This is a genomic window from Alloscardovia venturai, from assembly GCF_042676605.1.
Lineage (GTDB): Bacteria > Actinomycetota > Actinomycetes > Actinomycetales > Bifidobacteriaceae > Alloscardovia > Alloscardovia venturai.
On record NZ_JBHTHQ010000021.1, the window covers coordinates 617,323 to 643,031 of the forward strand.

At 47.0% G+C, this 25,709-nt stretch carries 22 protein-coding genes and 1 pseudogene; 13 read left to right on the forward strand and 10 right to left on the reverse strand.

Features of this window, described 5'->3' with window-relative positions:
* Positions 1-11 precede the first annotated feature (11 nt).
* The 3 genes from ACFQY8_RS06055 to rpoZ all read right to left on the reverse strand — a co-directional run bounded on the left by ACFQY8_RS06055 (position 12) and on the right by rpoZ (position 4,049).
* Positions 12-2,273: a primosomal protein N' family DNA-binding protein gene (locus tag ACFQY8_RS06055; protein ID WP_377938994.1), complete on the reverse strand. Its 2,262-nt coding sequence runs from the start codon at positions 2,271-2,273 to the stop codon at positions 12-14.
* Positions 2,274-2,332: 59 nt separating this feature from the next.
* Positions 2,333-3,550, reverse strand: coding sequence for a methionine adenosyltransferase (gene metK, locus ACFQY8_RS06060; RefSeq protein ID WP_377938995.1), 1,218 nt, complete (start codon positions 3,548-3,550; stop codon positions 2,333-2,335).
* 229 nt (positions 3,551-3,779) lie between these two features.
* Positions 3,780-4,049: a DNA-directed RNA polymerase subunit omega gene (gene rpoZ, locus ACFQY8_RS06065; RefSeq protein ID WP_018143087.1), complete on the reverse strand. Its 270-nt coding sequence runs from the start codon at positions 4,047-4,049 to the stop codon at positions 3,780-3,782.
* Between the two features lie 150 nt (positions 4,050-4,199).
* Here rpoZ and ilvD point away from each other — a divergent pair, with 150 nt between their 5' ends.
* Together ilvD and ACFQY8_RS06075 are read left to right on the forward strand one after the other, a co-directional pair.
* On the forward strand, positions 4,200-6,059 hold the full coding sequence (gene ilvD, locus ACFQY8_RS06070; RefSeq protein ID WP_377938996.1) for a dihydroxy-acid dehydratase: 1,860 nt from the start codon (positions 4,200-4,202) through the stop codon (positions 6,057-6,059).
* 54 nt (positions 6,060-6,113) lie between these two features.
* Complete coding sequence (locus ACFQY8_RS06075; protein WP_377938997.1) at positions 6,114-6,800, forward strand: DUF1287 domain-containing protein; 687 nt, start codon at positions 6,114-6,116, stop codon at positions 6,798-6,800.
* 118 nt (positions 6,801-6,918) lie between these two features.
* On the opposite strand, the gene ACFQY8_RS06080 is transcribed toward ACFQY8_RS06075, so the two are convergent.
* From ACFQY8_RS06080 to ACFQY8_RS06095, 4 genes are all read right to left on the reverse strand, one after another.
* Positions 6,919-7,914: a ribokinase gene (locus tag ACFQY8_RS06080; RefSeq protein WP_377938998.1), complete on the reverse strand. Its 996-nt coding sequence runs from the start codon at positions 7,912-7,914 to the stop codon at positions 6,919-6,921.
* Positions 7,915-7,923: 9 nt separating this feature from the next.
* On the reverse strand, positions 7,924-9,336 hold the full coding sequence (gene uriT, locus ACFQY8_RS06085) for a uridine transporter UriT (protein ID WP_377938999.1): 1,413 nt from the start codon (positions 9,334-9,336) through the stop codon (positions 7,924-7,926).
* Between the two features lie 69 nt (positions 9,337-9,405).
* Positions 9,406-10,347, reverse strand: a complete 942-nt coding sequence (gene uriH, locus ACFQY8_RS06090) for a uridine-preferring nucleoside hydrolase UriH (RefSeq protein WP_377939000.1) — start codon at positions 10,345-10,347, stop codon at positions 9,406-9,408.
* 171 nt (positions 10,348-10,518) lie between these two features.
* Positions 10,519-11,628, reverse strand: coding sequence for a LacI family DNA-binding transcriptional regulator (locus tag ACFQY8_RS06095; RefSeq protein ID WP_377939001.1), 1,110 nt, complete (start codon positions 11,626-11,628; stop codon positions 10,519-10,521).
* A gap of 181 nt (positions 11,629-11,809) precedes the next feature.
* Between ACFQY8_RS06095 and ACFQY8_RS06100 the strand changes: the two genes are divergently transcribed.
* The 7 genes from ACFQY8_RS06100 (at position 11,810) to ACFQY8_RS06130 (ending at position 17,481) form a co-directional block, all read left to right on the forward strand.
* Positions 11,810-12,286 carry a LytTR family DNA-binding domain-containing protein gene (locus tag ACFQY8_RS06100; RefSeq protein WP_377939002.1) on the forward strand — a complete coding sequence of 159 codons (477 nt, stop codon included), beginning with the start codon at positions 11,810-11,812 and terminating at the stop codon, positions 12,284-12,286.
* A gap of 49 nt (positions 12,287-12,335) precedes the next feature.
* Positions 12,336-12,806, forward strand: coding sequence for a DUF3021 domain-containing protein (locus ACFQY8_RS06105; protein ID WP_377939003.1), 471 nt, complete (start codon positions 12,336-12,338; stop codon positions 12,804-12,806).
* Between the two features lie 303 nt (positions 12,807-13,109).
* Positions 13,110-13,823, forward strand: coding sequence for a lantibiotic protection ABC transporter ATP-binding protein (locus ACFQY8_RS06110; RefSeq protein ID WP_377939004.1), 714 nt, complete (start codon positions 13,110-13,112; stop codon positions 13,821-13,823).
* A gap of 16 nt (positions 13,824-13,839) precedes the next feature.
* A complete protein-coding gene (locus tag ACFQY8_RS06115; protein ID WP_377939005.1) occupies positions 13,840-14,601 on the forward strand; it encodes an ABC transporter permease in 762 nt (253 codons plus the stop codon).
* Positions 14,601-15,383 (forward strand): ABC transporter permease, encoded by a 783-nt coding sequence (locus ACFQY8_RS06120; protein ID WP_377939006.1) that lies wholly within the window; start codon positions 14,601-14,603, stop codon positions 15,381-15,383. The genes ACFQY8_RS06115 and ACFQY8_RS06120 overlap by 1 nt, the downstream gene beginning before the upstream one ends.
* Positions 15,383-16,069: a response regulator transcription factor gene (locus ACFQY8_RS06125; protein ID WP_377939007.1), complete on the forward strand. Its 687-nt coding sequence runs from the start codon at positions 15,383-15,385 to the stop codon at positions 16,067-16,069. Before ACFQY8_RS06120 ends, ACFQY8_RS06125 begins: the two co-directional genes overlap by 1 nt.
* The gene (locus ACFQY8_RS06130) at positions 16,057-17,481 is read left to right on the forward strand and encodes a sensor histidine kinase (protein ID WP_377939008.1); all 1,425 of its coding nucleotides are present in this window, start codon (positions 16,057-16,059) and stop codon (positions 17,479-17,481) included. Before ACFQY8_RS06125 ends, ACFQY8_RS06130 begins: the two co-directional genes overlap by 13 nt.
* Here the strand turns inward: ACFQY8_RS06130 and ACFQY8_RS06135 are convergent.
* Complete coding sequence (locus ACFQY8_RS06135) at positions 17,462-18,655, reverse strand: ATP-binding protein (RefSeq protein ID WP_377939009.1); 1,194 nt, start codon at positions 18,653-18,655, stop codon at positions 17,462-17,464. The genes ACFQY8_RS06130 and ACFQY8_RS06135 overlap by 20 nt on opposite strands.
* Positions 18,656-18,901: 246 nt before the next feature.
* Here ACFQY8_RS06135 and ACFQY8_RS06140 point away from each other — a divergent pair, with 246 nt between their 5' ends.
* From ACFQY8_RS06140 to ACFQY8_RS06150, 3 genes and pseudogenes are all read left to right on the forward strand, one after another.
* The gene (locus ACFQY8_RS06140) at positions 18,902-19,153 is read left to right on the forward strand and encodes a type II toxin-antitoxin system Phd/YefM family antitoxin (protein WP_377939010.1); all 252 of its coding nucleotides are present in this window, start codon (positions 18,902-18,904) and stop codon (positions 19,151-19,153) included.
* Between the two features lie 97 nt (positions 19,154-19,250).
* Positions 19,251-19,460 (forward strand): annotated as a pseudogene (locus tag ACFQY8_RS06145) (type II toxin-antitoxin system YoeB family toxin); the annotation flags it as partial.
* 302 nt (positions 19,461-19,762) lie between these two features.
* Positions 19,763-19,939, forward strand: a complete 177-nt coding sequence (locus ACFQY8_RS06150) for a hypothetical protein (RefSeq protein ID WP_377939011.1) — start codon at positions 19,763-19,765, stop codon at positions 19,937-19,939.
* Between the two features lie 7 nt (positions 19,940-19,946).
* Here ACFQY8_RS06150 and gmk read toward each other — a convergent pair whose 3' ends face one another.
* On the reverse strand, positions 19,947-20,555 hold the full coding sequence (gene gmk, locus ACFQY8_RS06155) for a guanylate kinase (RefSeq protein ID WP_377939012.1): 609 nt from the start codon (positions 20,553-20,555) through the stop codon (positions 19,947-19,949).
* Between the two features lie 106 nt (positions 20,556-20,661).
* On the opposite strand from gmk, the gene ACFQY8_RS06160 reads away from it, so the two are divergent.
* Positions 20,662-22,224 (forward strand): cation:proton antiporter, encoded by a 1,563-nt coding sequence (locus tag ACFQY8_RS06160; RefSeq protein ID WP_377939013.1) that lies wholly within the window; start codon positions 20,662-20,664, stop codon positions 22,222-22,224.
* Positions 22,225-22,316: 92 nt separating this feature from the next.
* On the opposite strand, the gene carB is transcribed toward ACFQY8_RS06160, so the two are convergent.
* Positions 22,317-25,694, reverse strand: a complete 3,378-nt coding sequence (gene carB, locus ACFQY8_RS06165; RefSeq protein ID WP_377939014.1) for a carbamoyl-phosphate synthase large subunit — start codon at positions 25,692-25,694, stop codon at positions 22,317-22,319.
* Positions 25,695-25,709: the final 15 nt, after the last annotated feature.

Consider the following 25,709-nt stretch of genomic DNA (forward strand, 5'->3'; position numbering starts at 1 on the left):
TACGGGTTTCTTTATAGTAGAGTCTTCGGATTGATATGGAAATGAAGTTCTGGCGCATTGCGCTGAGCACTATGACGAGCAAGCGAACAATGAAGGCTAGAAACGAGTTTTCCTCGATTCTCACGAGTAACGCGAATAATGCATTGCACTCGCTCATACAAACCATCTATGTACTGCTGTCGTACCGTAGCAGATAGCGCCTTAGGCACTGGGCCAAGTACAGCTGGCAGCTCTCCCATAGTCGTCATTACCGTTTCAAGCCCACCAAAATCAGTTGTCACATCGCGAATAGCCTGCTCCACGCTAGAACGCTCCCCCCATACAAGCGCGGCAGCGACATACGGCGGTAGTCCAGTTTCTGCAGCATCCAGGACTTCTTGCTGAGCTAAAAATTTAGGTTTCCACAGTGTTAATGCCTGCACCACGGTCTTCTCAGCCTCTCCAATAATAAGTGCTTGCCCACCTTCATCATGTGGCTTTGCTAGAGCTACCACTGAGCCCCAGTTCATCATTGTATCGATTCGTTGATCTAACGATGATCCATATAAGCTCGTCCACGCATCAACGATTGCAACACTCTCATATCCCACATCGTGCCCATTACGCGGGTCTCGCACGCGCGGTTCACTCCCCGGCGTCGCTATGACAAGAGCCGGCTTGCTCTCAATGTCTTCAACTACTCCGCGCGGTTGCGTAGGCGTTGATATAATGACAGGAACTCGCGGAATGAGTGTAGCAAGTTCTTGTGCTGTCCCTTCAGTACCCACATGAAGCAGTCTCATTTTCGTACTACCACAATGCTGACATTTCCAATCTGTAGCGACGGTAGAGCACCACTGGCATACAGACAGACCACGCCCCATATGCCCGTCCACTTTCCTTGGCATGAGCGGTCCTAGGCATCTGCGACACCGTGCAATTTTCCTGCACTGAGCACAGCACTCGACCGCTGCCTGTGAACGCGCGGGAATTGATAGCAGTACTGGTCCTTTTTCTGCGGCTTCCCGCAAGACACGCACAGCAGTGGACGGGACCCTCGCACCGATAGTTGGATCCTCAAGGCGGTTCAGCTCAGCTCTGTCTAAATGCCGTATCCACGGTAACTGTGTTGAAATAGCAGAATGTGAACCATGTACTTCTATCATCGCCGCGCTGTGATGATTAAGCTGCCATTGATTTTCTTGGCTGCGCACGTAGCCCATGGAAACAACGAGACCGTTGCTACGGTAAGCGCGAAGGCGGACGACATCGCGCACATTAGGGTATGGAGTAAAGCCATCCCAATTCTGATACACCGTATCGTGAAAAGTAATATACACACTGCCCGGTGTAACTGGAGCATACATTGCTGCCCGCGTTCCTATGACGCAGCCGACAAGACCTCGTGCTATCGCGAGATATGAGCGGTATCTGTCCGCAGCAGATTGTGCTGCTGTCAAGTAGACAAAATTCCCTGTCCATTTTCCTGTAGTGTCGTCACGGTGAAAACTATCCATGCCGATGTGGCTCAGCGCTTCCGCAATATCACTAATACGCCGCGTGCCGGGGACAATGATGACCACTTGTCGGTGAAGACTGCGAGCACGAGCTACTAGCCAGGCTATATCGCGTGACCATTGAGAAGCACCTGGAAGACAGTCCCACACGATATGTTCTGGCGCCCCCGTGACGGTTAATGCATGTGCGACGTCAGACATATGTGTGTACTGCATGTCGAGTTGCGCAAAACCGTTTTTAGCATGGTCTATTACCTGGGCGTCTAGCGTATCAACGTCGCCGTGAGAACGCTCGATAGCGTCTATATCCTGCTCAACTTTTGCCACTCTCGGTGGAACAGCTAAACGTATGACATTTGCGATACTCCCGCCAAAATATTGAGCGATACGTTCAATCTGCACGCGCATATGTGCATCAAGCTGGGCATACATGCCGAGCACTCGTTCTAGGGGTTTCAGCGCGGCTACTGACGTGCGTGAAGAGTCTACTCTTTCCCAAATAATTCCTGAGCATCGTCTATTGCCAAAACGCACACGGACCAATCTGCCTGGTTGTGCCTCCCGCGAAAGTTTTTCTGGGACATAGTAATCAAAAAGCTGACCAAGATGTGGCGCTTGAACGTCAAGGGCGACACGAACAATAGGCAGCTGCTGGGCAGGTCGAAGTTCCGCTTTTATCTGAGCTTCAACTTGTCGAGCAGTACGCGGCTTGCGTGAATGCTTCGCTAACCCGTCTAAAGCGGGCTGCTCAGCATACAACGCTGCTGCGTCTGTCATAAGTTCGATTCCTCCTTTGCTCATGAAGGCGTGTAGTGACATACATGTCGCCTATTTGTTTATAGCAACGCCTCTACGGCAGCCCTCAACTCTTGAACACGATTCGTCTGCTCCCATGCAAACTCAGGACGTCCAAAATGACCGTATGCTGCTGTGCGAACATATCCCGGCTCAAGAAGGTTGAGTTCGTCAATGATTGCAGCAGGTCTTAAGTCAAATACCTGTTTCACTGCCTTCTCAATTATCTGGCGCAGCATAGTTTCAGTCCCAAACGTATTCACATAGACAGAGACGGGATGAGCAACGCCGATAGCATATGCCACTTGAACTTCGACACGATGAGCTAATTGTGCAGCGACGATATTTTTTGCCACCCACCGAGCAGCATACGCAGCAGAGCGATCCACCTTAGAAGGGTCTTTGCCAGAAAATGCCCCACCGCCATGGTGTCCCGCACCGCCATACGTATCCACGATAATCTTTCTACCTGTCAGACCAGCATCTGCAAGAGGCCCACCCTTGATAAACGAACCTGTAGGATTGACAAGTAAGGTAATGTCGTCGTGCTTAATTGTGCTGCCGCACACGTCATCAAGCACGGGACGGACGACATTATCGTATACGTGCTCACGAATCCACTCGCGATTAACATCTGGATCATGCTGAGTAGAGACTACTACTGTGTCAACGCGAAGTGGTCTATCATCCGCATCATACTCAACGGTAACCTGCGTTTTCCCGTCAGGTCGCAATGACGGCACGATACCCTCATGACGAACGTAAGCCAAACGCTGAGCAAGCCTATGGGCGAGAACTATAGGTAACGGCATAAGCTCTCGTGACTCGTCAGACGCATATCCAAACATCAAGCCCTGATCTCCTGCGCCTTGAAGCTCGTAGCGCTGCTCATCACTGCTGAGAGCATCACCTGCAGATGCCGCACGAATCTTTGCATCCACACCTTGATTGATCTCTGCAGACTGCTCTACGAGACCTACCTGGATAGGAACAGTATCAGCGTCTACACCGATTTCAGTGCTGGTATAACCGATATTTTTGAGGACTCGACGTGCAACTGATACAACATCTACGTGTGCCGTGGATGACACTTCGCCAAAAATCATGAAACCGCTTGCCTGAGCACATGTTTCTGCGGCAACGTGCGCATGAGAATCTTTTTCAAGGTATGCATCCAGAATTGCATCAGAAATCTGATCGCATACCTTATCAGGATGTCCTTCAGTTACTGATTCTGATGTGAAAAAATGGGTATCCATAAAGCGACTGTGCTCCTCATTAATGCTGCAATATAAATACTGCGTTAATCCTACACGGGGTCATCATACTAATAAAAATCCCACGCTAGCATACTGAATAGTTATATATACAGCGAGCTGCGCGGGACTAAAAATCAAGCTATGCAACGATAGAATGAGAAATTACTACTGCCAATGCGAAGTCGGCTTAAGTTCTTCTCTACCGTCTTATAAGGATGAGTAAATGGCTTTACTCATCCTCTCCCAAAGTCTCTTCCAACAAACCTTCATTAATCTCGCGGAATGCGATAGACAATGGCTTTTCCTGATTCTGATACTCCACCAACGGTCCTACGTTCTGCAGAAGACCCTCATTAAGCTGTGTGAAGTAAGAGTTAATCTGGCGCGCACGACGAGCTGCGAACATAGCCAACGCATACTTAGAGTCAGCGTGCTCCATCAGCTCATCCAATGGAGGATTTACAAGTCCCTGTGGTTCAGGGTTAGTTCCCAATGCCATTTTTCTCCAATTCTTAAAAATAAGAAGTTTGGTTTTCCAAAGTCTTTCCTAGTGTACTCACACCTATGTATAAGTCTGTATAAGTCTTGTACTCTCTCACTTCGTGAACCGCACACTGAGGATTCACACATTCTTACTACTATAAGACATATGAAGATGAGATCAGAAACAATTATGAATGGCCGAATGTTCGCAGGAGCTCGTGCGCTCTACCGCGCTGCTGGAGTAAATGAGAAAGATTTCGGCAAACCTATTATCGCTATCGCAAATTCTTTCTCCGAATTTGTACCAGGACACGTACATCTCAACAAAGTTGGTCGTATCGTTTCTGAGGCCATCAAGCAGGCAGGCGGTATCCCTCGCGAATTCAATACCATTGCTGTCGACGACGGAATCGCTATGGGACATACCGGCATGCTGTATTCGCTTCCTTCCCGCGATATCATCGCTGACGCAGTAGAGTATTCTGTAAACGCGCATTGTGCAGATGCTCTCATCTGTATTTCTAACTGTGACAAGATTAGCCCTGGCATGCTTATGGCAGCTCTTCGTCTCAATATTCCTACTATCTTTGTCTCCGGCGGACCGATGGAAGCTGGTGCGACTACGCTTTCTGATGGAACCTCAAAAAAAACTGATTTGATTGATGTTATGTATGCTTCGGCAGATGATAACGTCTCTGATGAGGATTTGCTCGCTTACGAGCGCACTGCGTGCCCGACGTGTGGCTCCTGTGCTGGCATGTTTACCGCTAATTCCATGAACTGCCTGATGGAGGCGCTCGGTCTTGCTCTTCCTGGCAATGGCACCACTCTCGCAGACCATGCAGCTCGAAAGTCCCTTTTTGAGAAGGCAGGAAAGACTATCGTCGACCTTGCAAACCGCTACTATCATGACGACGATGAATCTGTACTTCCACGCTCTATCGTGACCAAGCATGCATTCGAAAATGCTATGACCATGGATGTCGCTATGGGCGGCTCTACCAATACTGTCCTTCACATTTTGGCTGCTGCCCAGAGCGCGGATGTGGACTTTACTTTGGAAGATATCGAACGCATCTCTCACACAGTGCCGTGCATTTGCAAGGCTTCTCCATCTGGTCAGTGGGAAATCACTGATGTCCACCGTGCAGGTGGAATTTCTCGTATTCTCGGCGAGCTTGACCGCGGCGGTAAACTCCATCGCGATGTTCACTCTGTTGACTATCCAAGCCTTGAGGCAAAGCTCAATGATTGGGATATCCGTCGCGATACCGTTTGCGATGAAGCTCTTGAGCTCTTTACCGCCGCTCCTTCTGGAGTACGAACGACGGAAGGTCTCAGCCAGACTTCACGTTTTGACTCTCTCGACCGTGACCCTATCAATGGCGCAGTGCATGATATGGATCATCCAGCAGTTGAGGAAGGTGGCCTCGCTGTTTTAAGAGGAAATCTCGCGCCAGATGGTTGCGTGGTAAAAACGGCTGGTGTTGACCCATCTATCTGGAAATTCACAGGTACCGCTGTTGTCGTTGAGTCTCAGGAGCAGGCAGTTGAAGTCATTTTGGGTGACAAACTCAAGCCAGGTGACGTCTTAATCATCCGCTATGAAGGGCCAAAGGGTGGTCCTGGAATGCAGGAAATGCTCTATCCAACTTCCTTCGTCAAGGGCAAAGGCATCGGTAAGGAAGTCGCTCTCCTCACCGACGGGCGTTACTCTGGCGGTTCATCCGGTTTGTCCATTGGACACGTAGCCCCTGAAGCTGCAGCCGGCGGACCAATTGCACTCGTGGAGAACGGCGACACTATCGTCATCGACATTCCACAGCGCACAATCACTTTAGACGTCAGCGATGAAGTGCTTGCAAAACGGCGCGAAGCAATTGAAAACGGGTACGGGTACCGACCTCACCGTGATCGTCAAGTGTCTCTAGCTCTGAAGGCCTATGCTGCTTTTGCTCGATCAGCTGATAAGGGCGCGACTCGTGACCCTGAGCTTATCAACCAGCTTGCACATCAAGCTGACTAAATCGATTAATTTGGCAAATTAGGCTTGAGTACTAAACCGACTAAGATTTAACATATGTCGAAGAAATTTTGGATCATCGGCGTCAGCACAGTGCTTATTCTCGCTGTGTTGATGTTTGGTGGTCTTTTTGTGGTTAAACGCATGCCTTTCTGGGCGAATATGAGTACTACAGTTGAGTCAGCAGGCAGAGATTATTCAGCAAAGTTTCATATACCTCCCGTTCACAGCATTCACGACGGAAACCATGATGGCGTTGATGATCAAACTAATTTGCTGCGGAGCGCCAAAGTTTATCTCAGCTCTAGACCTAAGTATGCAAGCAAATACTATGCAACAGGCTATCCCGACGATGGGTATGGCGTCTGCACTGATGTCATCGCACAAGCATTTGTTGGCGCAGGATATGATTTTCGTGAGCTTGTCGATACCGATATTCACGCACACCCGCATGACTACGCTATAGAAGTTCCTGATAAGAATATTGATTTTCGCCGTGTACCCAATCTTCTTGTCTACTTTCAGCACACGGCTTCTGCCCTCACCACTGACCCTCATGACTATGCGCAATGGCAACCAGGAGATATAGTCATCTTTAATAACCATATCGGTATGGTTTCCGACCGACGAGATGCTTACGGCATACCATACGTTCTTCATCACAATAACGCATCACAAAAATCTTTCGAAGAAGATATTTTGCTTTCTCGGCATGATATCGTCGGCCATTTCAGAGTGAAATAGAGTCACACGATTTACGAGATTTCACGGCATAATAAAACTCTTCCTTCGCGAATATGGTCTAAGCTAGCAGACTAATTCACAAAGGAAGAGCATGCAGAGAGAAAGAAAGAAGCTTTATTTACGCGAAGAAATCACCTACCTGCTGAGCTGTCCCATATGATGCCTGCGCTCCATAACCACATGCGGCATATGCTGATACAAACGCTGCCATGCGTGCACTATCATCGAGCGTAAATCCGCTTGCCAGACCAGCAAGCACCGTCCCCATATAGGAATCTCCGCAACCTGTCGTATCCACAGCACTGACGCGAACGGCGTCAATATGAGACACCTCGCCGTTGTCGAGTACTACAGACCCTACCGATCCCAAAGTTACGATTACTCGGGTAAATCCTAAATTGCTTAGCGCCTGAGCAACCTGCCCCCAATCAGCATGAAGCCAGTCAGTGTCAGGATCAAGATGAGCAATTTGCGCAATTTCGTGTTCGTTAGCAAGGAGTACATCAACGTTTTCAACGAGTTCAGTTGGTAGATTTGCCATGAAAGGCGAATCGTTGAGAAGTACAGTCATGCCTGCGCGATGAGCAGTGCGAGCCGCCTCTATGACCGCATCCATGGGAGATTCCAAGCACAGCCCCAGAACTGTGTAGGAGGTGAGATCGCTTGCATGCTCGCGCACGTAATCTGAGGTAACTTTATGATTAGCGCCTGCTGAGTAAACGATAGTATTTTCGCCATCGCTCTCAGACACCGTGATAACCGTTGTGCCCGAAGGACCATCGACACGTGCGATATGACTTGTATCGACGCCAGCTCCACGAAGCTTTGACTCCAAGAATTCACCGTTATAGTCATTGCCCAGTGCACCAAACATGCCTACCTGTGCACCCAGTAAAGCCGCGGAAGCTGCTTGATTTGAGGACTTCCCCCCTGGCAAGATATCGAGTTGACTACCATTAATCGTTTCTCCGGGTAGAGGAAGTCGCTCGGTACGCACGGTGTAGTCCGCGTTCATCGACCCTACGATTGCTACGCGACCATCGATATTCTTGAGATTATCAAGGGCATGATTGGAATCAGTCATCGTGGAAGTCTTTACTTGTGAATCATTCATATGAATTCCTTACTTATCAGCGTCTTCGACACGTGGAATGAGGAAGGAGCACACGAAGGCAAGAACGAGAAGTACTGCTCCTGCAATCATGGAAGCGCTATATCCCGATGTTTGACCACTCGATGCTGCTACACCATTCATGACCGCGTAGAGCACGACATAGCTCAAACCTGCGCCAAGGTTGAAGGCGCCGGCGTTTAGCCCTGGAAGATAACCCGTATTATCTGCTGGAGAGAGCACAATTCCCAAACCGTTGAGCATAATGTTTGCTGTGCCCGCATAGGAAATACCCATGATAACGCACATCACAACGAGTGCCCATACACTTGGCTTATGCGATACGTAAATTCCGAAGAGAGAAGTAACAAAGGACACAATCAAACCAAAACGTAATACTTTATGATATCCGAAACGTGATGCAAGAATTCCCGCTACCGGCCCGAATGCCAACCCGACGAGCGCATATGGAGTCAATGTTACAAGGGATACGACAGTCGTATCAATTCCAGCACCAAACTTACCATCTTGTGCAAGAGCCGGAACAACACCATTCATAATTGCGAAGACACCGGTCATAGTCAGCAATGTCGTCAAGAGCAATCCCCATGTACGACGCTGCTTCAAGTAATGCGTAGGAATCATTGGAGCCTTGCGAGTCTTTTCTGCAAACCAGAATCCTACAAATGCCACGATGCCAAGGATGAGCAAACCGAATGCGAGTGCCCAATTTGCAGATGCGAGTTTTTGCATTTCATTGAAGGACAAGTACACGCCGCCCACTGCCACGACAAGTAAGATAACGCCGAGCCAATCCATTGCTGGGGTCTCTTCAGCCGTTGTTTCCTCAGCAAAGATTGCGATGAGTGCCACTGCGAGTACACCTACAGCCGCCATCACCCAGAAAATAGAGCGGAAGCCGAAGGTACCAGCAAGCCATCCGCCGAGAATAGCATCAACGCCACCGATACCACCATTGACAGCGGTCAAAATAGCCATGAGCTTTGCATAGCGTGTTTCATCGGTCACGCGAGCATGAAGCATAATCAATGTCATTGGCACGATTGGACCAGCCACGCCTTGTAATATGCGTGCAATCATCAGTACCGTCACGTTTGGAGCAAGAGCAGATAAGACACAGCCAAGCGCCGTCAGCGTCAGCATGCCCATCAAGGTCTTCTTACGTCCAATAATGTCTGCCAAACGTGGCAGGAAGAGTGAGAACAACGCTGCTGCCGTAAAGAACACAGTCTGAGTCAGAGCTATTGCTGATGACGTAGTATGAAGTTCCTTCTCCATCGTGGTCAGTGCCGGAGAAAGCATAGATGCGTTAAGCTGGAATGCAAATACCGCCATCATCAACGCTGTCATTAAAGCAGCGATAGAAGCCGTTTTCTGAGGCTTATTCATTGTTTGAGTAGTCATTTTATCCTCAAATTGTAGTGGTTTTTAGTAGTTCTAAAATCTTTTTACTTGATAAGTCATGCGAGTCAACTAGCCGATGCACTCGATAGCATTCTTGACCAATGCCCAGAACTTATCAAAGTCAAGCTTGGTAGCCACTTGAGTATGACATTCTTCCTCACTTGGCTCAGGACCGCGCAAATCTGCCACTGTCATACCGAGAGTTAATGTGCCAGTCAACTCAATATCAACTGGGCAGCGACGCGTCTGCACGATGGAAGGATCAATAAGATACGCCACTGTGCATGGGTCATGAACTGGAGGATCCACAAAATCTTGATTGTTCTGATAGCTCAGACGGAAGAAGTCCATTAAACCAGAAACAAACTGTGCTAAGTCAGTTCCTACAGACTCAATATCCTTCTGAACTACCGGCGTGCACAATGCTTGATGAGTAAGATCCAAGCCCACCATGGTCACCTTCCATGGCTCATTAAAGACAATGTGAGCCGCTTCAGGGTCCACCATGATGTTGAACTCTGCCACAGAACTCCAATTACCGACGTGATAGCCGCCGCCCATGAGCACGACTTCTTTAACGCGCTCTACAATGCGCGGTTCAAGACGTACGGCCATAGCAATATTGGTCAACGGTCCTGTAGGTACGAGAGTTACAGTACCCGGCTCCTCACTCATAATAGTATCGATGATGAATTTGACTGCGTGATCCGTTTCAAGCGGACGATGTGGCTCAGGCAGTTCCACTCCGTCAAGACCTGTCTCACCATGAATTGTAGCTGCTGCCTGCGCTGGGCGGACAAGAGGACGACCAGCACCACGATAGACAGGAATATCGGTAGCGTGTGCTTTTTCAAGCACTGCTCTCGCATTGTATGTCACCTTCTCGATACTTTGGTTGCCGCCGACAGTAGTGACCCCAAGAAGCTCAATCTCAGGATTTCCTACTGCAAGCAAGATGGCTACTGCATCATCATGCCCTGGATCACAATCCAAAATAATTTTCTTCGTCATCGAAGTCTCCTCATATCATGTCGTGCGCGCAGACCTTCCTGCAACAAACGCAATTTTCCTTTTTTCGGCGTACACTCAGCCATAGCACTACCATAGCATTATGGTTAAGCGTTTAACCATGTGTTAAGAATATCACATCACATGACAATTTTTCAACGAAAGCTCGCGTGTTCAGTCTTTTAGACGAGCAACAGTTCCACGTCGAACGATTTGTGGCATGAGAAGAGTAACTTCTGCAACGTTCGCATCTTCTTGAGTTTTCGCCTGTCTAGACTTCTTCTGAGTGAGGCTTCCCTCTCGAAGTTTCATCATTTTACTCATACCTGCTTGTGCGAGCGTGTTGACATCCTGACGTACTGTAGTGAGTTTGAAATCTAAACCGAAGGAATTCATGACATCGTCATAGCCAACTACAGACATATCTTCAGGCACGCTAAGCCCACGCTCACCTAATCTGCGCATAAAGCCCAACGCTATTAAATCATTCCCACAAAAAACCGCAGTAACATTTTTATCAATTAAGTCATCTGCATACTCATAGCCTGTCGAAACGCTATACGGACCAGTTTTTACTACAGCGGAATTGACAACGATACCGCGCGAACTGAGTTGACGGATAAAACCGTCAAAACGAGCAGAGTCAGCGTAATCTTCGAAGACATGCGGACCTATAATTCCGATGTTTGTATGACCTAAATCAGCAAGCAAATCTGCGACAAGCATACCACCACGAACATGATCATACGCAAAGCTATCCCATCGTACTTCTCTCAGAGACATATGTACGCCTGTGAAGTACCTATCGATAAAAATCACAGGGAACTGGGCTGATTCTAGAGCAGCTTCGAGATGCGTGACATCACGCGGACTTCCATAAGCTGGAACCATAAACAAGCCGTCAACACCCAGCTGAATCATACGTTTGATAGCCGCATTTTGCTCCTTAGCATTCTCCCCCGTATCAACGATGAGAAGAGAATATCCTAATTTACGGCATTCATCTTCTATATGCTTTGCGAGAGAAGCAAAAAACAGATTTTCAATATCTGGAATGATAAGTGCGAAAAGACTTGAGGACTGAGTTGCAAGGCTTCGTGCGGATTGATTAGGGACATATCCAAGCTCTTGAGCTGCATGGCGTATAGATTCACGAGTTTCTTCGGTAAAGCGATTTGGTTTATCATTGAGGACTAAAGATGCCGCTGCAGTAGAAACACCAGCTGCATCTGCTACATCTTTAAGCGTAGCTCGCTGTTTTTTCAACAATTTTCTACTGCTCATGATACTCCTTTGCGACAGTTACAGCCTATATACAATGTATTTCCTACTTGAGCCTAGCATGAATAGAACCGTCAGCATATTCGTGTCAAGTATCGTTACTTTCACGCAATCCATCGTGTCAAACTAGCACTACCTCCTGCTACACCTTACAGTTTAAGTAGTACACCAGAAAGGAGAAAAAATGAAGGTTAGCTTTCAACAATCCAACGCAGCGATTGAGCCTATCGCGCTTATTATAGCTCAAGAACGCACACAAGAAGTTGAGACTGCACTGCATATTCTCAAAGAACTATCCACAGATAGCTCACACTTGCTTCATATACCGTTAGACATGATTTCCGGCACCTATCATTCACACGGTTCTGTCCTCCCCGTGTCGAGTATTACTTATTTCTATGCTTCTCACAAGAAAATCTTCGCGCGTCACAATAGGCAAGACTGGCAGGTAAACCTCACCTTAAAAATGCTTGATACAAAACTCGACAGTCAACAATTCGTCCGCGTGAGCAACAGCGCTATCATCAACATGCATGCACTTGTCCGCTTTGATGCAAATCTTGCTGGCAGTTACGCAGCACGACTACGCGATGGTTCTCAAGTCAAAGTATCGTCTCGCTACGTCAATGTTATTAAATCGCGCCTTATCTCACACTTATAATCGCATTCTCAACTTTTCAAATTTCACAATTTACATCAAGGAAATCACCATGAAAAAGGTACTCATTTCTTCTCTTAGAGCAACGATGTTTGGAGCAATCGCTGGGATTTTTATCGGATTTTGGATGTGCATTATCTTTAACGCGTCCGCCGGAAACTTCACAACTCTCTTGCCAAGTGGCCCTACGTGGACATCACACTTTTCTTCCGTACTTGTCGCTTTCATCATGAGCGCAGTCCTTTGGATGCTCATGGGAGTAGTGTTTTCACTCAGCAGCTACTGGCTTTTCGCAGAGAACCCATGGAACCTCGGAATCACAGCAACAACTTTTATCCATTTCATCATCACGAGCATTTGCTCCATACTCATCGCTTTTGCTACGGGCTGGTATAGCATTTCATGGAGCAACGCCATAAACTTTATGATTATTTTTACAGTGATTTACCTCATTATCTGGGGAATTAACATGCTCATCTACCGCGCAAAAGTACGCGAGCTCAACAGGCGGCTGAATCCATAATCAAAATGCATACCCCATAGGCGTTACCTCCTACCCCAGGGATAACGCTTATTTTTTAGAAAAAATTTGAGTGTGAGCCTGTTCCTGTAGATAAACAGTCAAGTATTTCATCGGTGAGTTTATAAAACAGTAGCCGACTAGGCTCGATATGAAGCTCACGAAAAGATTTACAGTTCCTGTCAGTGCATGGTCTGCATATTTCTTTAAACACCTTTAAAAACTCCTCCTATTCTCATAAATCAGAATCACCCATCTACGGCGCCATAAACGTCGCAAGCATTGTAAGCACTACAAGGAGGAAAAATGGATTACGCTCTGCGCACTCATAATCTTGTGAAGAAGTTTAGAAAACAAATTGCAGTCTCATCTCTGAATCTTGAAGTCCCTGAGGGGTCTATTTACGGTCTTCTCGGGCCAAATGGTGCAGGAAAATCTACCACGCTCAAGATGATTGCCGGCATGATTCATCCTACGAGTGGCAGCATTGAAGTTCAAGGACACAATTGGACTCGTGACGACCTCTATACTATCGGCTCGCTCATTGAGCAGCCTGCACTCTACGCCCATTTAACCGCACGCGAAAATCTTGAAGTCCGCGCGCTTCTTCTCGGAATTGACAAGCAACGCATCGACGAGGTTCTCAAGACCGTGGATCTTACGACAACCGGTTCAAAGAAAGTAGGTCAGTTCTCGCTAGGCATGAAACAGCGCTTGGGAATTGCTCTTGCACTTCTTACTCATCCTCATCTTCTCATTCTTGATGAGCCAACGAACGGCCTCGATCCTGTGGGTATTGAAGATTTGCGTAGGCTTATTCAATCTTTCCCAGCTCAAGGAATTACCGTGATTATTTCTAGTCACATCCTGTCAGAAATTTCTAAAGTAGCTAACTATGTGGGAATTATTGCTGAGGGGTGCCTTGTTCATCAATCTACACTCACCGAAGATATGGATCTTGAGCAGATTTTTATGAGCTCTGTACGAGAAGCTCACACGGCATCACTGCAGAATCGCTAAGAAGAAAGAAAACGACATGAAGACTTCATACTATCTGCCTATCGCGACTGCTGTACGCGCTGAGTTTCTTAAAGGGCACAGAAATACACCACTCAAACTTGCCCTTCTCATGCCACTTATCCTAGGTATTCCTACTCTTGTACTCACAGGCGTGGGAGGCTTTGGCATTATGCCTACACTTTTGTGGAATTACTGGTATTCCTTGCTCTTACCCATAACCCTCTGCCTCATAGCTTCAAGCTGCGCATATTGGGAAACAAAAATTGGAATGCGTGCAGTTGCAGGACTGCCTGTAAATAAGGCACATATCTTTCTTGCAAAAAATATCTACGTGTGGCTTCTTACGCTACTTTCAAACTGCGAAATTGCAGTACTCTCTACCATCGCACTTGCACTGGGCTCACATGGACCAACTACTATTGAAGAACTCACTGCAACTCTTCTTATGACTGTGATGACAGCATGGATCGTTCCTCTCACACTCATCCTCACTACAGTAGTCAACGTGCTCGTAGGTATTGTAATTCCTGCTCTTGAGCACATTGCGCTCTACATCGCACTTTGGAATAGTCGATTCTGGTGGGCGATTCCATCGAGCGCTCTGGGTAGAGTCATGCAGCCGCTCATTCATGTTCTTCCTTCAGGAGAGCTCATCGAGGGGTACACTTTTGCGCTCACATCATGGCAGTGCTTAACCGGCATAGGAATTTCGATTGCGCTTGCAGCACTTCTTGTAACGGTTTGTGCACACTGGTACGCACGTGTGGAGGTGAAGTAATGACATTGTGGGGAACGCTTCAATCGCAAATAGTGCGCTTCCACCGAAGCCCATTACTCTGGTTTCACATTACAAGCGCACTTATTCTTCCACTTCTGTGCGGATTCTATTTCGCTGTATCTCCATGGAATCCACTCATGGGAACCGATGCGTATGTGCAGACTTTAGGTGCACTCATGCCACTTGCCATATGCATCGTAATAGCTTTTGATATAGAAATTGAACGCCAAGCGGGCGAATTGACCACTCTCCTTGCGGCTCCTTCTCGAGCGCTCAGCATGCTGGGGAAACTCTTTGCTTACGCCCTGCTCGGGTTAGCTACGCTCGCCGCCTGCTATGCAATCTTTATTGGAATACTCAGCGGTTATGGTCGAGATATCCCTTCACTATCTTCTCTTACACTTTCTTGTGTGGTCTTGTGGCTGGGGAGCCTTCTCCTCTATCCTTTTGCTTTGTGGAGCGCACTTAAGCTTGGAAGAAATGTGACAATTGCCATTGGAGCAGTGCTATCCGCCATCGCTATCTTATCTTTAGGCGGACTTGCACACGGATTGGTGAGCAGACAATTAACTGCTGCCCAGAGCCCAACAATCGTCTATGCGCTTCCTATGGCATGGCCTACACGTATGGGAAGCTTAGCGCTTGAGCACGGAATCAACGCACACGTTTCATTACAACCATTACTTACCCATACAGGGATTGCGCTCGCTTCTGTACTCATTCTCACCGCTATACTGTGTGTATGGATAGGTTCATACGAAGATAGGAAACGTGAATTTTAGTGAGTAATGCTTTGCACCAACATCACATACTCGTTATTGACGATGACGTGGCTATTACCTCGATGCTGATGACCATGCTCTCCAAAGCTGGATATGCAGTAACTGTGCTCAACGATTCTCGACGCATATCCAGCACAGATATTTCCAGCTTCAGCCTGATATTATGCGACGTGATGATGCCTCATAAAGATGGCTTTGAGCTTGTGCGAAGTATTCGCGATTCCACAGCTGCACCTATCATTTTCCTCACCGCAAAAGTAACAGAAGATGATGCTCTTACAGGGTATGCAAGTGGAGCAGATGACTATATACGCAAACCCTTCTCCATGGCAGAATTACTCGCAAAAGTTGAGGCTCATATCCGCCGCAGCGAGCGCGCACAACGAAACACCCATAATGTTCTAAGCTTTGGTAGCATTCACATTGATATCATCACACAAGAAGTTAGCATCTCTGGAGCTACTGAGCAAAAGATTTCTCTTACTACTACACAGTGGGCAATTCTTGAATATCTTGCCACACACCCATCTGCTACTTTCTCGCGTGAGCAATTAGCAGAGCTTCTCGAATTTTCAGATGATAGTTCCATCGCCATGCATGTCAGTAATCTGCGCGCAAAATTTAAGAAATTCAATCTCTCTCCGATCACTACAGTGTGGGGAGTTGGCTACAGGTGGACAGCGTAATGATGCAGGCTCCAGAAAAACCTCGAAAAACTATCACCTACCCACTGGCACTCTTTATGGCGAAGTATGCCGTGTACATGCTGATTTCTGTTGCTATCATTTTATTTTTTACACTTTACGGTCCTATAGGAACCATCATCTACCCAGCAAACTGGGGAGAAAAAAATGTCTCTTCTCTTTCCCGAGAATTATCATCGCTAACGGACTCTCAGCTAAAAACTCGTAACATTCCTGCAGCCTATCATTTTGTGATTGCTAATTCTTCACGCACTATTGTGCGCACAGATATGAATACAACCGATGCTAAGTCGGCTCTTACGCAAGCCTGTACGTCTACAAAACTTTCGAGCGTAGACCTCACGAGTAGTACAGATCAAAAAGCTGTCTGCTCAACTACCGAGCACGGCTCTTTTGTAGTACTCACCTACTCTGTCGAAGCAAGGTTCATGGATAGGAAGCTTCGAGATTTGCTTCCTTCTGCAGAACTTTTCATTGACGCTTTCACTTTCGGAGGTATTGGACTTGCTATTATTCTTATCAGCGCTCGTCAAGCACGTCTGTTAAAGAAAGAACTTTCAAAATTTACAACTTTTGCAAAGCACATTGAGGGGCGCAATCTTGACGCACCTCTTGCCAACAGTTCCATAAAAGAAGTTTCTCAGACTTTACATGCATTCGGGACCATGCGAGGTTCTCTTAAGGACTCTCTTAACACACAGTACGCGATGGAGGAAAACCAACGAAAACACGTTCAAGCACTCACACACGATATGAAAACTCCGCTTACCATCGCTCGCGGAAATGCTGAACTCCTAGAGACAACCAACCTCACAGATGAACAGCGCGCGTACATTACTGCCATTCTTTCTTCTGTAGATACGATGAATGCTTATGTTTCTCATTTGAATCACACAAAATTAGCTCTTACAGAGATTTCTATAGAAGATTTCATCGAGCTAACTATGCGTGAAGTCTCGCAATTTTGCACAGCATCTCATATCAAACTCTCCATAGTTCGAAGTTCTGTTCCACTTAATCTCCACGCAACAGTGCGGGTAGATACTCTTGTATGGCAAAGAATTCTTTTGAATATCCTGTCTAATTCTCGCGATCATGCTCACACACCCGACCAGACTTCGCTTGCTGTGTCTCTCGAATTTGACCTTATACAACATAACTCGGAGATAACTCTCACAATCACCGACAACGGAACTGGTTTCTCTCCTGATGCGCTTGTACATGCGACAGAATGGTCATACGCCAAGACGTCCGATGCCGGGGACCACCAAGGAGTCGGTTTGTCATCCGCCACTCAATCTATGAGGAATATGGAGGGTTCTGTAACGCTCAGTAATGTCTCCAATGGCGGCGCACAAGTCATGCTTTCCCTTCCTATTCGTAGGATTTCATAAGCAGAAAATCGCGGATATTCTTGTGTTTTATGCCATTTCGACTCATATCAAATTCATCCATTGAAACGACATATCGAGGAAAATTGTCAGCAATGGGCTGGAAAGCCCCAAATTCACGTTGCGCAGTTTCCTCACTCGCTAGCAAATATGTAACCTGTACATAAATTTTTTGCTTATTTTTTGCAGCAACAAAATCAATCTCCTGCTGCCCCGCTTTGCCAATCGTTACCGTATATCCTCGGCGAAGGAGTTCCATGTAAACAATATTTTCAAGAGTCTGGTCAATATCTCTCTCGTTATATCCATACACCGCCTCTCGCAAAGCATGATCAACCACGTAATATTTTTCATTAACACTCAGAATTTTTTTACCAACGAGATCCTCGCGTTTTACCTTATAAAGCAAAAAAGCATCACAACACGCATTTACATAGTTAAGAACTGTTTCGCGAGAAACAGAACGTCCTTCACTCTTAAAGTACTTTGCTATTGTATTTCCGCTAAACGTATGCCCCACATTCGCAAGCACATACATGATGATGCGCTCCAACAAATCAACATCGCGAATATTGTTCCGTGCAATAATATCTTTCAGTACAACCGAACTGTAAATATCATTAAGATACTGCAGACTAGAGTCTTCGTCATCAACCATACGGCTAAGAAATGGCATACCGCCAAGCATGACATATTTTCGAAACGCTTCAGTTTCACTCATAGGATTGCCTGATTGAGCAAGTGCGTCAAGAAACTCTGCAAAAGAAAAAGGGTAAATATCAAACTCTACATAGCGACCTGCAAGGTATGTTGCTAATTCGCTCGAAAGTAAATGTGCGTTCGACCCCGTTACATAAATATCGCAGTCAAAATCCACGCGACATGAATTAATGCACCGCTCCCACTGCTCTACTTCCTGAATTTCATCAAAGAAAAGATACGCTTCCCCATCAATGTGTGAAATACGTTCTTGCAAATCATCATAAAGGACTTGTGCATCGAGGAGATGAGCATATTTCATCTGTTCAAAATTATATGAAATAAACTGGTCACGCCGCACTCCCTGTGCTATGAGTTCCTGCTTAATCAAATCCAACATAACGGACTTTCCTGAACGCCTGAAACCTGTAAGTACCTTGATAAGTTCGTTATTGATAAACGGACGAATTCGAGACATATAAATTTCGCGATTAATCACTGCACTTCACCCGCTTAGTCTTTTATTAAGAATTGACACTTATAACTGACAAAATAGCATATTTAGCAAAGTTATGCCACTTATAACTGACAAAAATCGAAAAGTAAGGCATTCTGACAGTTATAAGTGACAAAATTTCCTATCCCATCGTTCCCAACAACATACTTAACGTACGCACTAACGTATGCGTAAACTGAGATAACGTATTTTTGAGGAGGATTTGTCATGCATACCGTAACCGTTATCGTCACGCGTAAAGATATTTACAATCTCATCAATGAAGTAAATACCGAGAACGCCCCAATCACAATCACTTCCACAAAAGGGAAAAGTGCCGTCCTCATCGGTGAAGATGACTGGGAAGCGATTCAAGAGACTCTTTATCTTATGAATGTTCCTAGAATGTCAGAAACGCTCATGAAAACTCGAAACGAAATTCGCACCGACTATCTTACCGACGACGAGCTTGAATGGTAGGAAGCATAACGCTCATGTTCCTTCTTAAATATTCAAAGCAAGCAGGAAAAGATGCTAATAAACTCAAGTCGTTCGAGCTAGATAAAAAGCAAAGCAGCTTTTATCTATACTCTCTGAAGACCCGTTTCATACAGCTCCTCGGTACGAAGCTCTTGTAGACAATTTCACTGGAATGTATTCTAAGAGAATTAACCTTCAGCATCGTCTTGTCTACGAAGTTGTTTTAGCCCCAGTCAGCATAGACGAAACGCATTATGAAGGAACCATCTATATATTGAGCATGTGGACGCGCTATGAGAATTTATAGTCTCTATTCCATCACATAGTCTCCAGTAAATCCTGTAATATTCCCATGCAATGCAAAATGAGTTTCTGGGTTACCGATTTAATCGTTATGGTCGAGTCTAAAATAGACCATTGAATATTTTCTTTCCTGTTGTTTGTGGCAATTCACCGCAATATCAATGACCTGTTTTCTTCCAACTCGCGAGTGCAACAATTAATTTGACAATTCAGGTTATTTATCCGCACAAACACCAGTTTCGATTACTTCTCGAGGTTCCATGGATTGATGAAAAAATCAGAGAAATTATCTCAGAAGCACTTCACATGGCAATTCAAGGAGCGCAAGCGGAACTGAAGATTGTCATACCAGACATCCGTCAAGAACTCTTCACCCTCAACGGCATATCCATTTTCCGCTATCTTCTTGAGCACGCAGTCTACCTTGAGGATGTAAAAGAAATAGTAAAGTTCCAGCAGTCACTGCTGCTTCAGCAAGATTGAAATCTTGCTACTTCCCCATCGCATGTTCAAAGACAGTCCATAGCTTTGCAGCTGCCCGCTCAACTTCGTCATTGACGATGATCACATCGAACTCGCTTTGAAGCTCTAGCTCATGCTTAGCAGTTTCCAAGCGACGCTTTTGCTGTTCCTCGGTTTCTGTACCGCGTCCTTTCAAGCGAGCTTCAAGCTCTTCAAAACTTGGAGGCGCGAGGAACACGAAAATGGGATCAATGCCAAGCTCTGCCGCACGAGCGCGTACTTTGTGCACTCCCTGCACATCAATTTCCAGCATGGAAGGAATCCTCGCGGCTAAATGCTCTCGAACAGGCTGAGCGGGAGTTCCATAGTGATTCATGCCATGCACAAGCGCGGTTTCGAGGAACTCGCCGCGTTTTTCTTTAGCTAAAAATTCTTCTTCTGTCATAAAGTAATAATTAACGCCGTCTACCTCACCTGGTCGAGGGTCACGTGTTGTCGCGGAGACGGAAAGCCAAATATCAGGGTGCGATTCAAAAAGCTTAGCCTCGACCGTCCCCTTGCCGACAGCCGTAGGGCCAGCGAGAACAACGAGCTTATTCTTGTGAGCGATAGTATCGAGTGAAGCTTTTTCAGTCATACCAATTACGATACGCTAAGCTCACGAACGAATTTCCTCAATCCAGCTCATTACCAGATATACACGGTAGAATAAACACAACAAGAAGATACAGAGGTTTACTTTCGTGACTCAAACATTTATCTCATTAACAGTTATTGCAGCAATTGCAGCGGTGGTTCCGCTTATCGCACGACTTATTCCAAAACAGTTCGTGCCAGAAACGGTGCTTCTCATAGCTGCTGGCGCCCTCCTAGGACCACACATGTTCGGCATTATTCGTAGTAGCTCAGAGTCTATTATAGTCCTCTCAGACTTAGGATGCGCATTTCTCTTCCTCTTAGCAGGCTATGAAATCAGTCCTCGGTCGCTGACCAGCAAAGACGGAAGAAGAGGTCTTATCACGTGGGGGTTTACACTCGTTCTCGGCATTGCCGTAGCTTTCATCCTTCCACAAATCGCAAGCGGTTCACAAGGTAAGATAGCTACTGGATTACTGCTGACGACTACCGCACTCGGCACACTCATGCCGATTCTTAAGGACAATGGTCTACTCGGCACCCGAGTAGGAGATCTTATCCTCGCATATGGTACATGGGGCGAACTGGCGACAGTCATCGCTGTGGCAATTCTTCTCTCTACTCGCCAGGCATGGGCTACTGCTGTCATTCTTCTTGCAATGCTTCTCCTATGCATATGGATTGCCGTAGTGGGTGGTCGCGCGATTCAAACTGGCAACCGTATCTACCGATTCATCGAAGAACGCGCAGAATCCAATTCACAAACTATGTTTCGTATCACGATGCTTATTTTGATTCTGCTTGTGGCATTCTCTTCTATCTTTGACATTGATATCGTTCTTGGTGCCTTCGCTGCTGGATTCATCTTACGTTTCCTGACGAAGCAAGAGAATGAATCACTGATGACGAAGCTCGAAGGTACTGCATATGGATTCTTCATTCCGCTATTCTTCATCGTCTCGGGATCGGGAATTAATCTCAAGGCTGTCATACGTAACCCTGGATTACTCATCATATTCATCGTGGCACTTGTCGTAGTCCGCGCTGTACCTATCATCGTGTCACTGTCGATAGAGAAAGATCCAGATAAACGCCTTACGTGGCACAATCGTTTATCTGTGGCTTTCTACTCCACTACAGCGTTACCTCTCATCGTAGCAATCACTGGAATAGCGACAAATCACAAGATTATAAGTACCGACACCGCGTCGGTTCTTGTAGCCGCAGGAGCCGTGACTGTATTCCTCATGCCTCTCATCGGGCAGATCACTTATAAGGTCGTCGATGCTGAGCCTATTAAGGCAATTTCTGAAATCGCTCACTCACCGAATGACATTCGTACCATTATGCATGAGCATCTTATCAAAGAGCGTGAACGCGCCGCGATGTATCGTGAGATTGCTAAAAAACGTATCATTCGCAGACTCGATGCTATTGAAGATCCGCAAGAACGCGACGAAATGCGAAAGCTTATCAAGAAGCAAACCCAAGAAAACGCAGCATTCTTGGAGTCTCAACGTCTTGAAGGATATACGATTCGCCTTAAGCACCGAGCCGAGTTTAGACACCTCTACCACAAGTATCACGATGGCGATGTGCCGGATATGCGTGACTACTTCTTTGGAGAAGACGATGCGCAGGACGAGTCACTCTCGCCGCACGTTGCATAATAAAATCGTTACACAATAAAATCAAAGAGCGCCGTCTCCGTTTCACACGGCCGAACAGCGCTCCTCGTCTTCTTAAGGCTGAACCTTATACATTATGCATTCTGTCGATCGAGTTCATGCAAACGCTGAGCATGCTCCTGAATAGAAGCAATGTCGTAGTCATCCTTCTTAACAGCCTCAATCGCTACCAAAGCCGCCATAAACTCAGTCGCAGTAGTGAACTGAGGAAGATCAGCTGCAATTGCCGCTGCGCGAATGGAGTAACCATCTGCACGCGACGATCGTGAACTTGGCGTATTGAGAATGAGATCAATCTTGCCTTCTTCAATGAGGTCCACGACGTTCTTGCCCAGCGAGCCTGGGACGGTTATTTGCTTCATGTCACCTGTGCGGACATCACGTGTGAGCTTATCCACGACTTGAACTTCCATACCGTAACGGCGAAGCACAGATGCTGAACCCTCGGTAGCGAAAAGCTTGAAGCCAAGCTCGCGCAGGCGGGTAGCCATAAGTGGGAGCTGACGCTTATCAGTATCATTTACAGAGATGAAAACGTTTCCACCAGTTGGTAAACCGCCATCATATGCAGCAATTTGGCTCTTTGCAAAAGCATGAGGGAAGTCACGATCGAATCCCATAACTTCACCTGTCGAACGCATCTCTGGACCGAGAATCACATCGACAGTCTTCCCTGCTTCAGTACGGAAACGCTTAAATGGCAGAACAGCTTCCTTAACTGCTACCGGCTGTCCTGGGCGAATATCCCCGCCATCACCCTCTGGTAAAAGCAGTCCGAGCTTGCGACAATCCTCTATGGTCTCGCCAGCCATGACACGGGCAGCAGCCTTTGCAAGAGCCGTACCGGTCGCCTTCGATGCAAATGGAACTGTGCGGGATGCGCGTGGATTTGCTTCAATGACGTACAACGTATTGCTCATATAAGCAAACTGCACATTGATAAGACCCTGTACTCCCACCCCCTCAGCAATTGCAAGAGTAGCATCACGCAGACGCTGGATCTGATTGTCAGACAGCGTATTCGGTGGGAGCACACATGCCGCATCACCAGAGTGCACGCCAGCTTCCTCGATATGCTCCATAATGCCGCCAACGTACAGTTCCTTGCCATCATAGAGTGCATCGACATCCACTTCGATAGCATCGGAGAGGAACTTATCAATCAGCAGAGGAGATGCTAGGCGGCCAGAAACCACACGGTCCGCCTGAGCTTGCCTCAATGCGCGATCGACATATTCCTTCAGCTGAGTGTCTTCAAAGACAATCTCCATGCCACGTCCGCCGAGGACATAAGATGGGCGCACGAGTACCGGATAGCCGATGGAATGTGCAGCACTGAGTGCTTCGTCCATAGAGAGAGCCGTGCCATAGCGAGGAGCATTCAAATGCTTCTCTTCCAAGACTTCACCGAAGAGCTCACGGTTTTCTGCCAAATCAATGGATTCAGGAGTAGTTCCCAAAATCGGCACACCAGCAGCCTTGAGGCGAGCAGCCAACGACAACGGAGTTTGACCACCGAGCTGAACGATGACACCCTTGACAGGTCCCTGCTTAAGCTCTGCCTTATAAATTTCGAATACATCTTCGAAGGTCAGTGGTTCAAAGTATAAGCGGTCGGAGATATCGTAATCAGTAGACACAGTCTCTGGATTGCAGTTGACCATAATCGTGTCATAGGTCTTGCCCAGTTCCTGTACAGCGTGAACACACGTGTAGTCAAACTCGATACCCTGACCAATGCGGTTTGGTCCCGATCCTAAGATAATCACTGCCTCACGGTCACGTTTCTTGAGTTCAGTTTCTGAGGCGTATGTAGAGTAATAGTATGGCGTGACAGCATCAAACTCTGCTGCGCACGTATCTACCGTCTTATACACAGGTCGGATACCGTAATTCATACGCAGCTCACGAATGACGTCCTCGCCTTGATCACCAAGTCCTCGTAAATGAGAAACTTGCACGTCGGAAAGCCCTGCTTTCTTTGCCTTCGTAAGAAGTTGTGGTCCGAGAGCTTCCGCTACCTGTACTTCACACGCCGTGGCATTAATTTGCAAGAGTTGGTCTATGAACCATGGATCAATTTTTGTCGCATCAAAGATTTGCTGCAGTGTAGCACCGCCCCAGATGGCGCGCATAAGCTGGAGATAGCGATGCTCTGTAGGAATCTTGATAGCTTCGAGAAGGTCAGCCACTTCCTCCTTCGTTGGCACTGGACCATCCCAATTAAAGCCAGAATTGCGCTTATCAATGGATCTCATAGCTTTGCCGAGGGACTCTTGGAAATTACCCGCAAGTGCCATCGCCTCGCCGACCGACTTCATAGACGTAGTAAGCGTTGGGTCGGCGCCAGGGAACTTCTCAAACGCAAAGCGAGGAATCTTCGTGACGACGTAATCAATAGTCGGTTCAAAACTTGCAGGAGTAGTCTCAGTAATGTCGTTCTGAATTTCATCCAAGGTATAGCCCAACGCAAGCTTTGCAGCAATCTTTGCAATTGGATAACCAGTCGCCTTCGAAGCAAGTGCAGACGAGCGTGATACACGCGGATTCATCTCGATAACGACGATACGACCATTCTTTGGATTGACAGCGAACTGTATATTGCAACCGCCAGTGTCGACACCTACACCACGAATAATTGCGATACCAATATCGCGCAGTCTCTGATATTCACGATCGGTTAATGTAAAGACCGGTGCAACGGTAATAGAATCACCCGTATGAACGCCGACAGGATCTACATTTTCGATCGGACAGACAACGACGACGTTGTCCTTGCGGTCGCGCATAAGTTCGAGCTCATACTCTTTCCAGCCCTCGAGTCCTTCCTCGATCAAGACCTCATGGGTTGGAGAGTAATGAAGACCAGCACCAGCGATACGATGCAAATCCTCAAGATTGCGAGCGATACCAGAGCCTAATCCTCCCATGGTGAACGATGGTCGCACGACAACCGGATATCCCAGTTCATCGTTGACAATGTGTTCCACCTCTTCCATGGAATGCGCGATAAAGGAGCGAGCGGAGTCACCGCCTGCTTCTTCGACGACTTTCTTGAAAAGTTCACGATCTTCGCCACGGTCTATTGCTTCTAGCGAGGCACCAATCAGTTCGACGTTATACTTCTCAAGCACCCCAGCGTTGCCTAAAGCGATGGCAGCATTGAGCGCTGTCTGACCACCAAGTGTAGGCAAGAGTGCATCTGGACGTTCTTTCGCGATAATACGTTCAAGAATAGGCACAGAAAGCGGCTCGATATATGTGGCATCTGCCATTTCTGGGTCGGTCATGATGGTTGCTGGATTCGAGTTGACGAGGATGACGCGTACACCTTCCTCACGGAGTACTCGGCATGCTTGTGTACCCGAGTAATCGAACTCAGCTGCTTGACCGATCACAATAGGACCGGAACCAATGACCATAACGGATGTGATGTCTGTGCGCTTTGGCATAGGAATTCCCTTCTA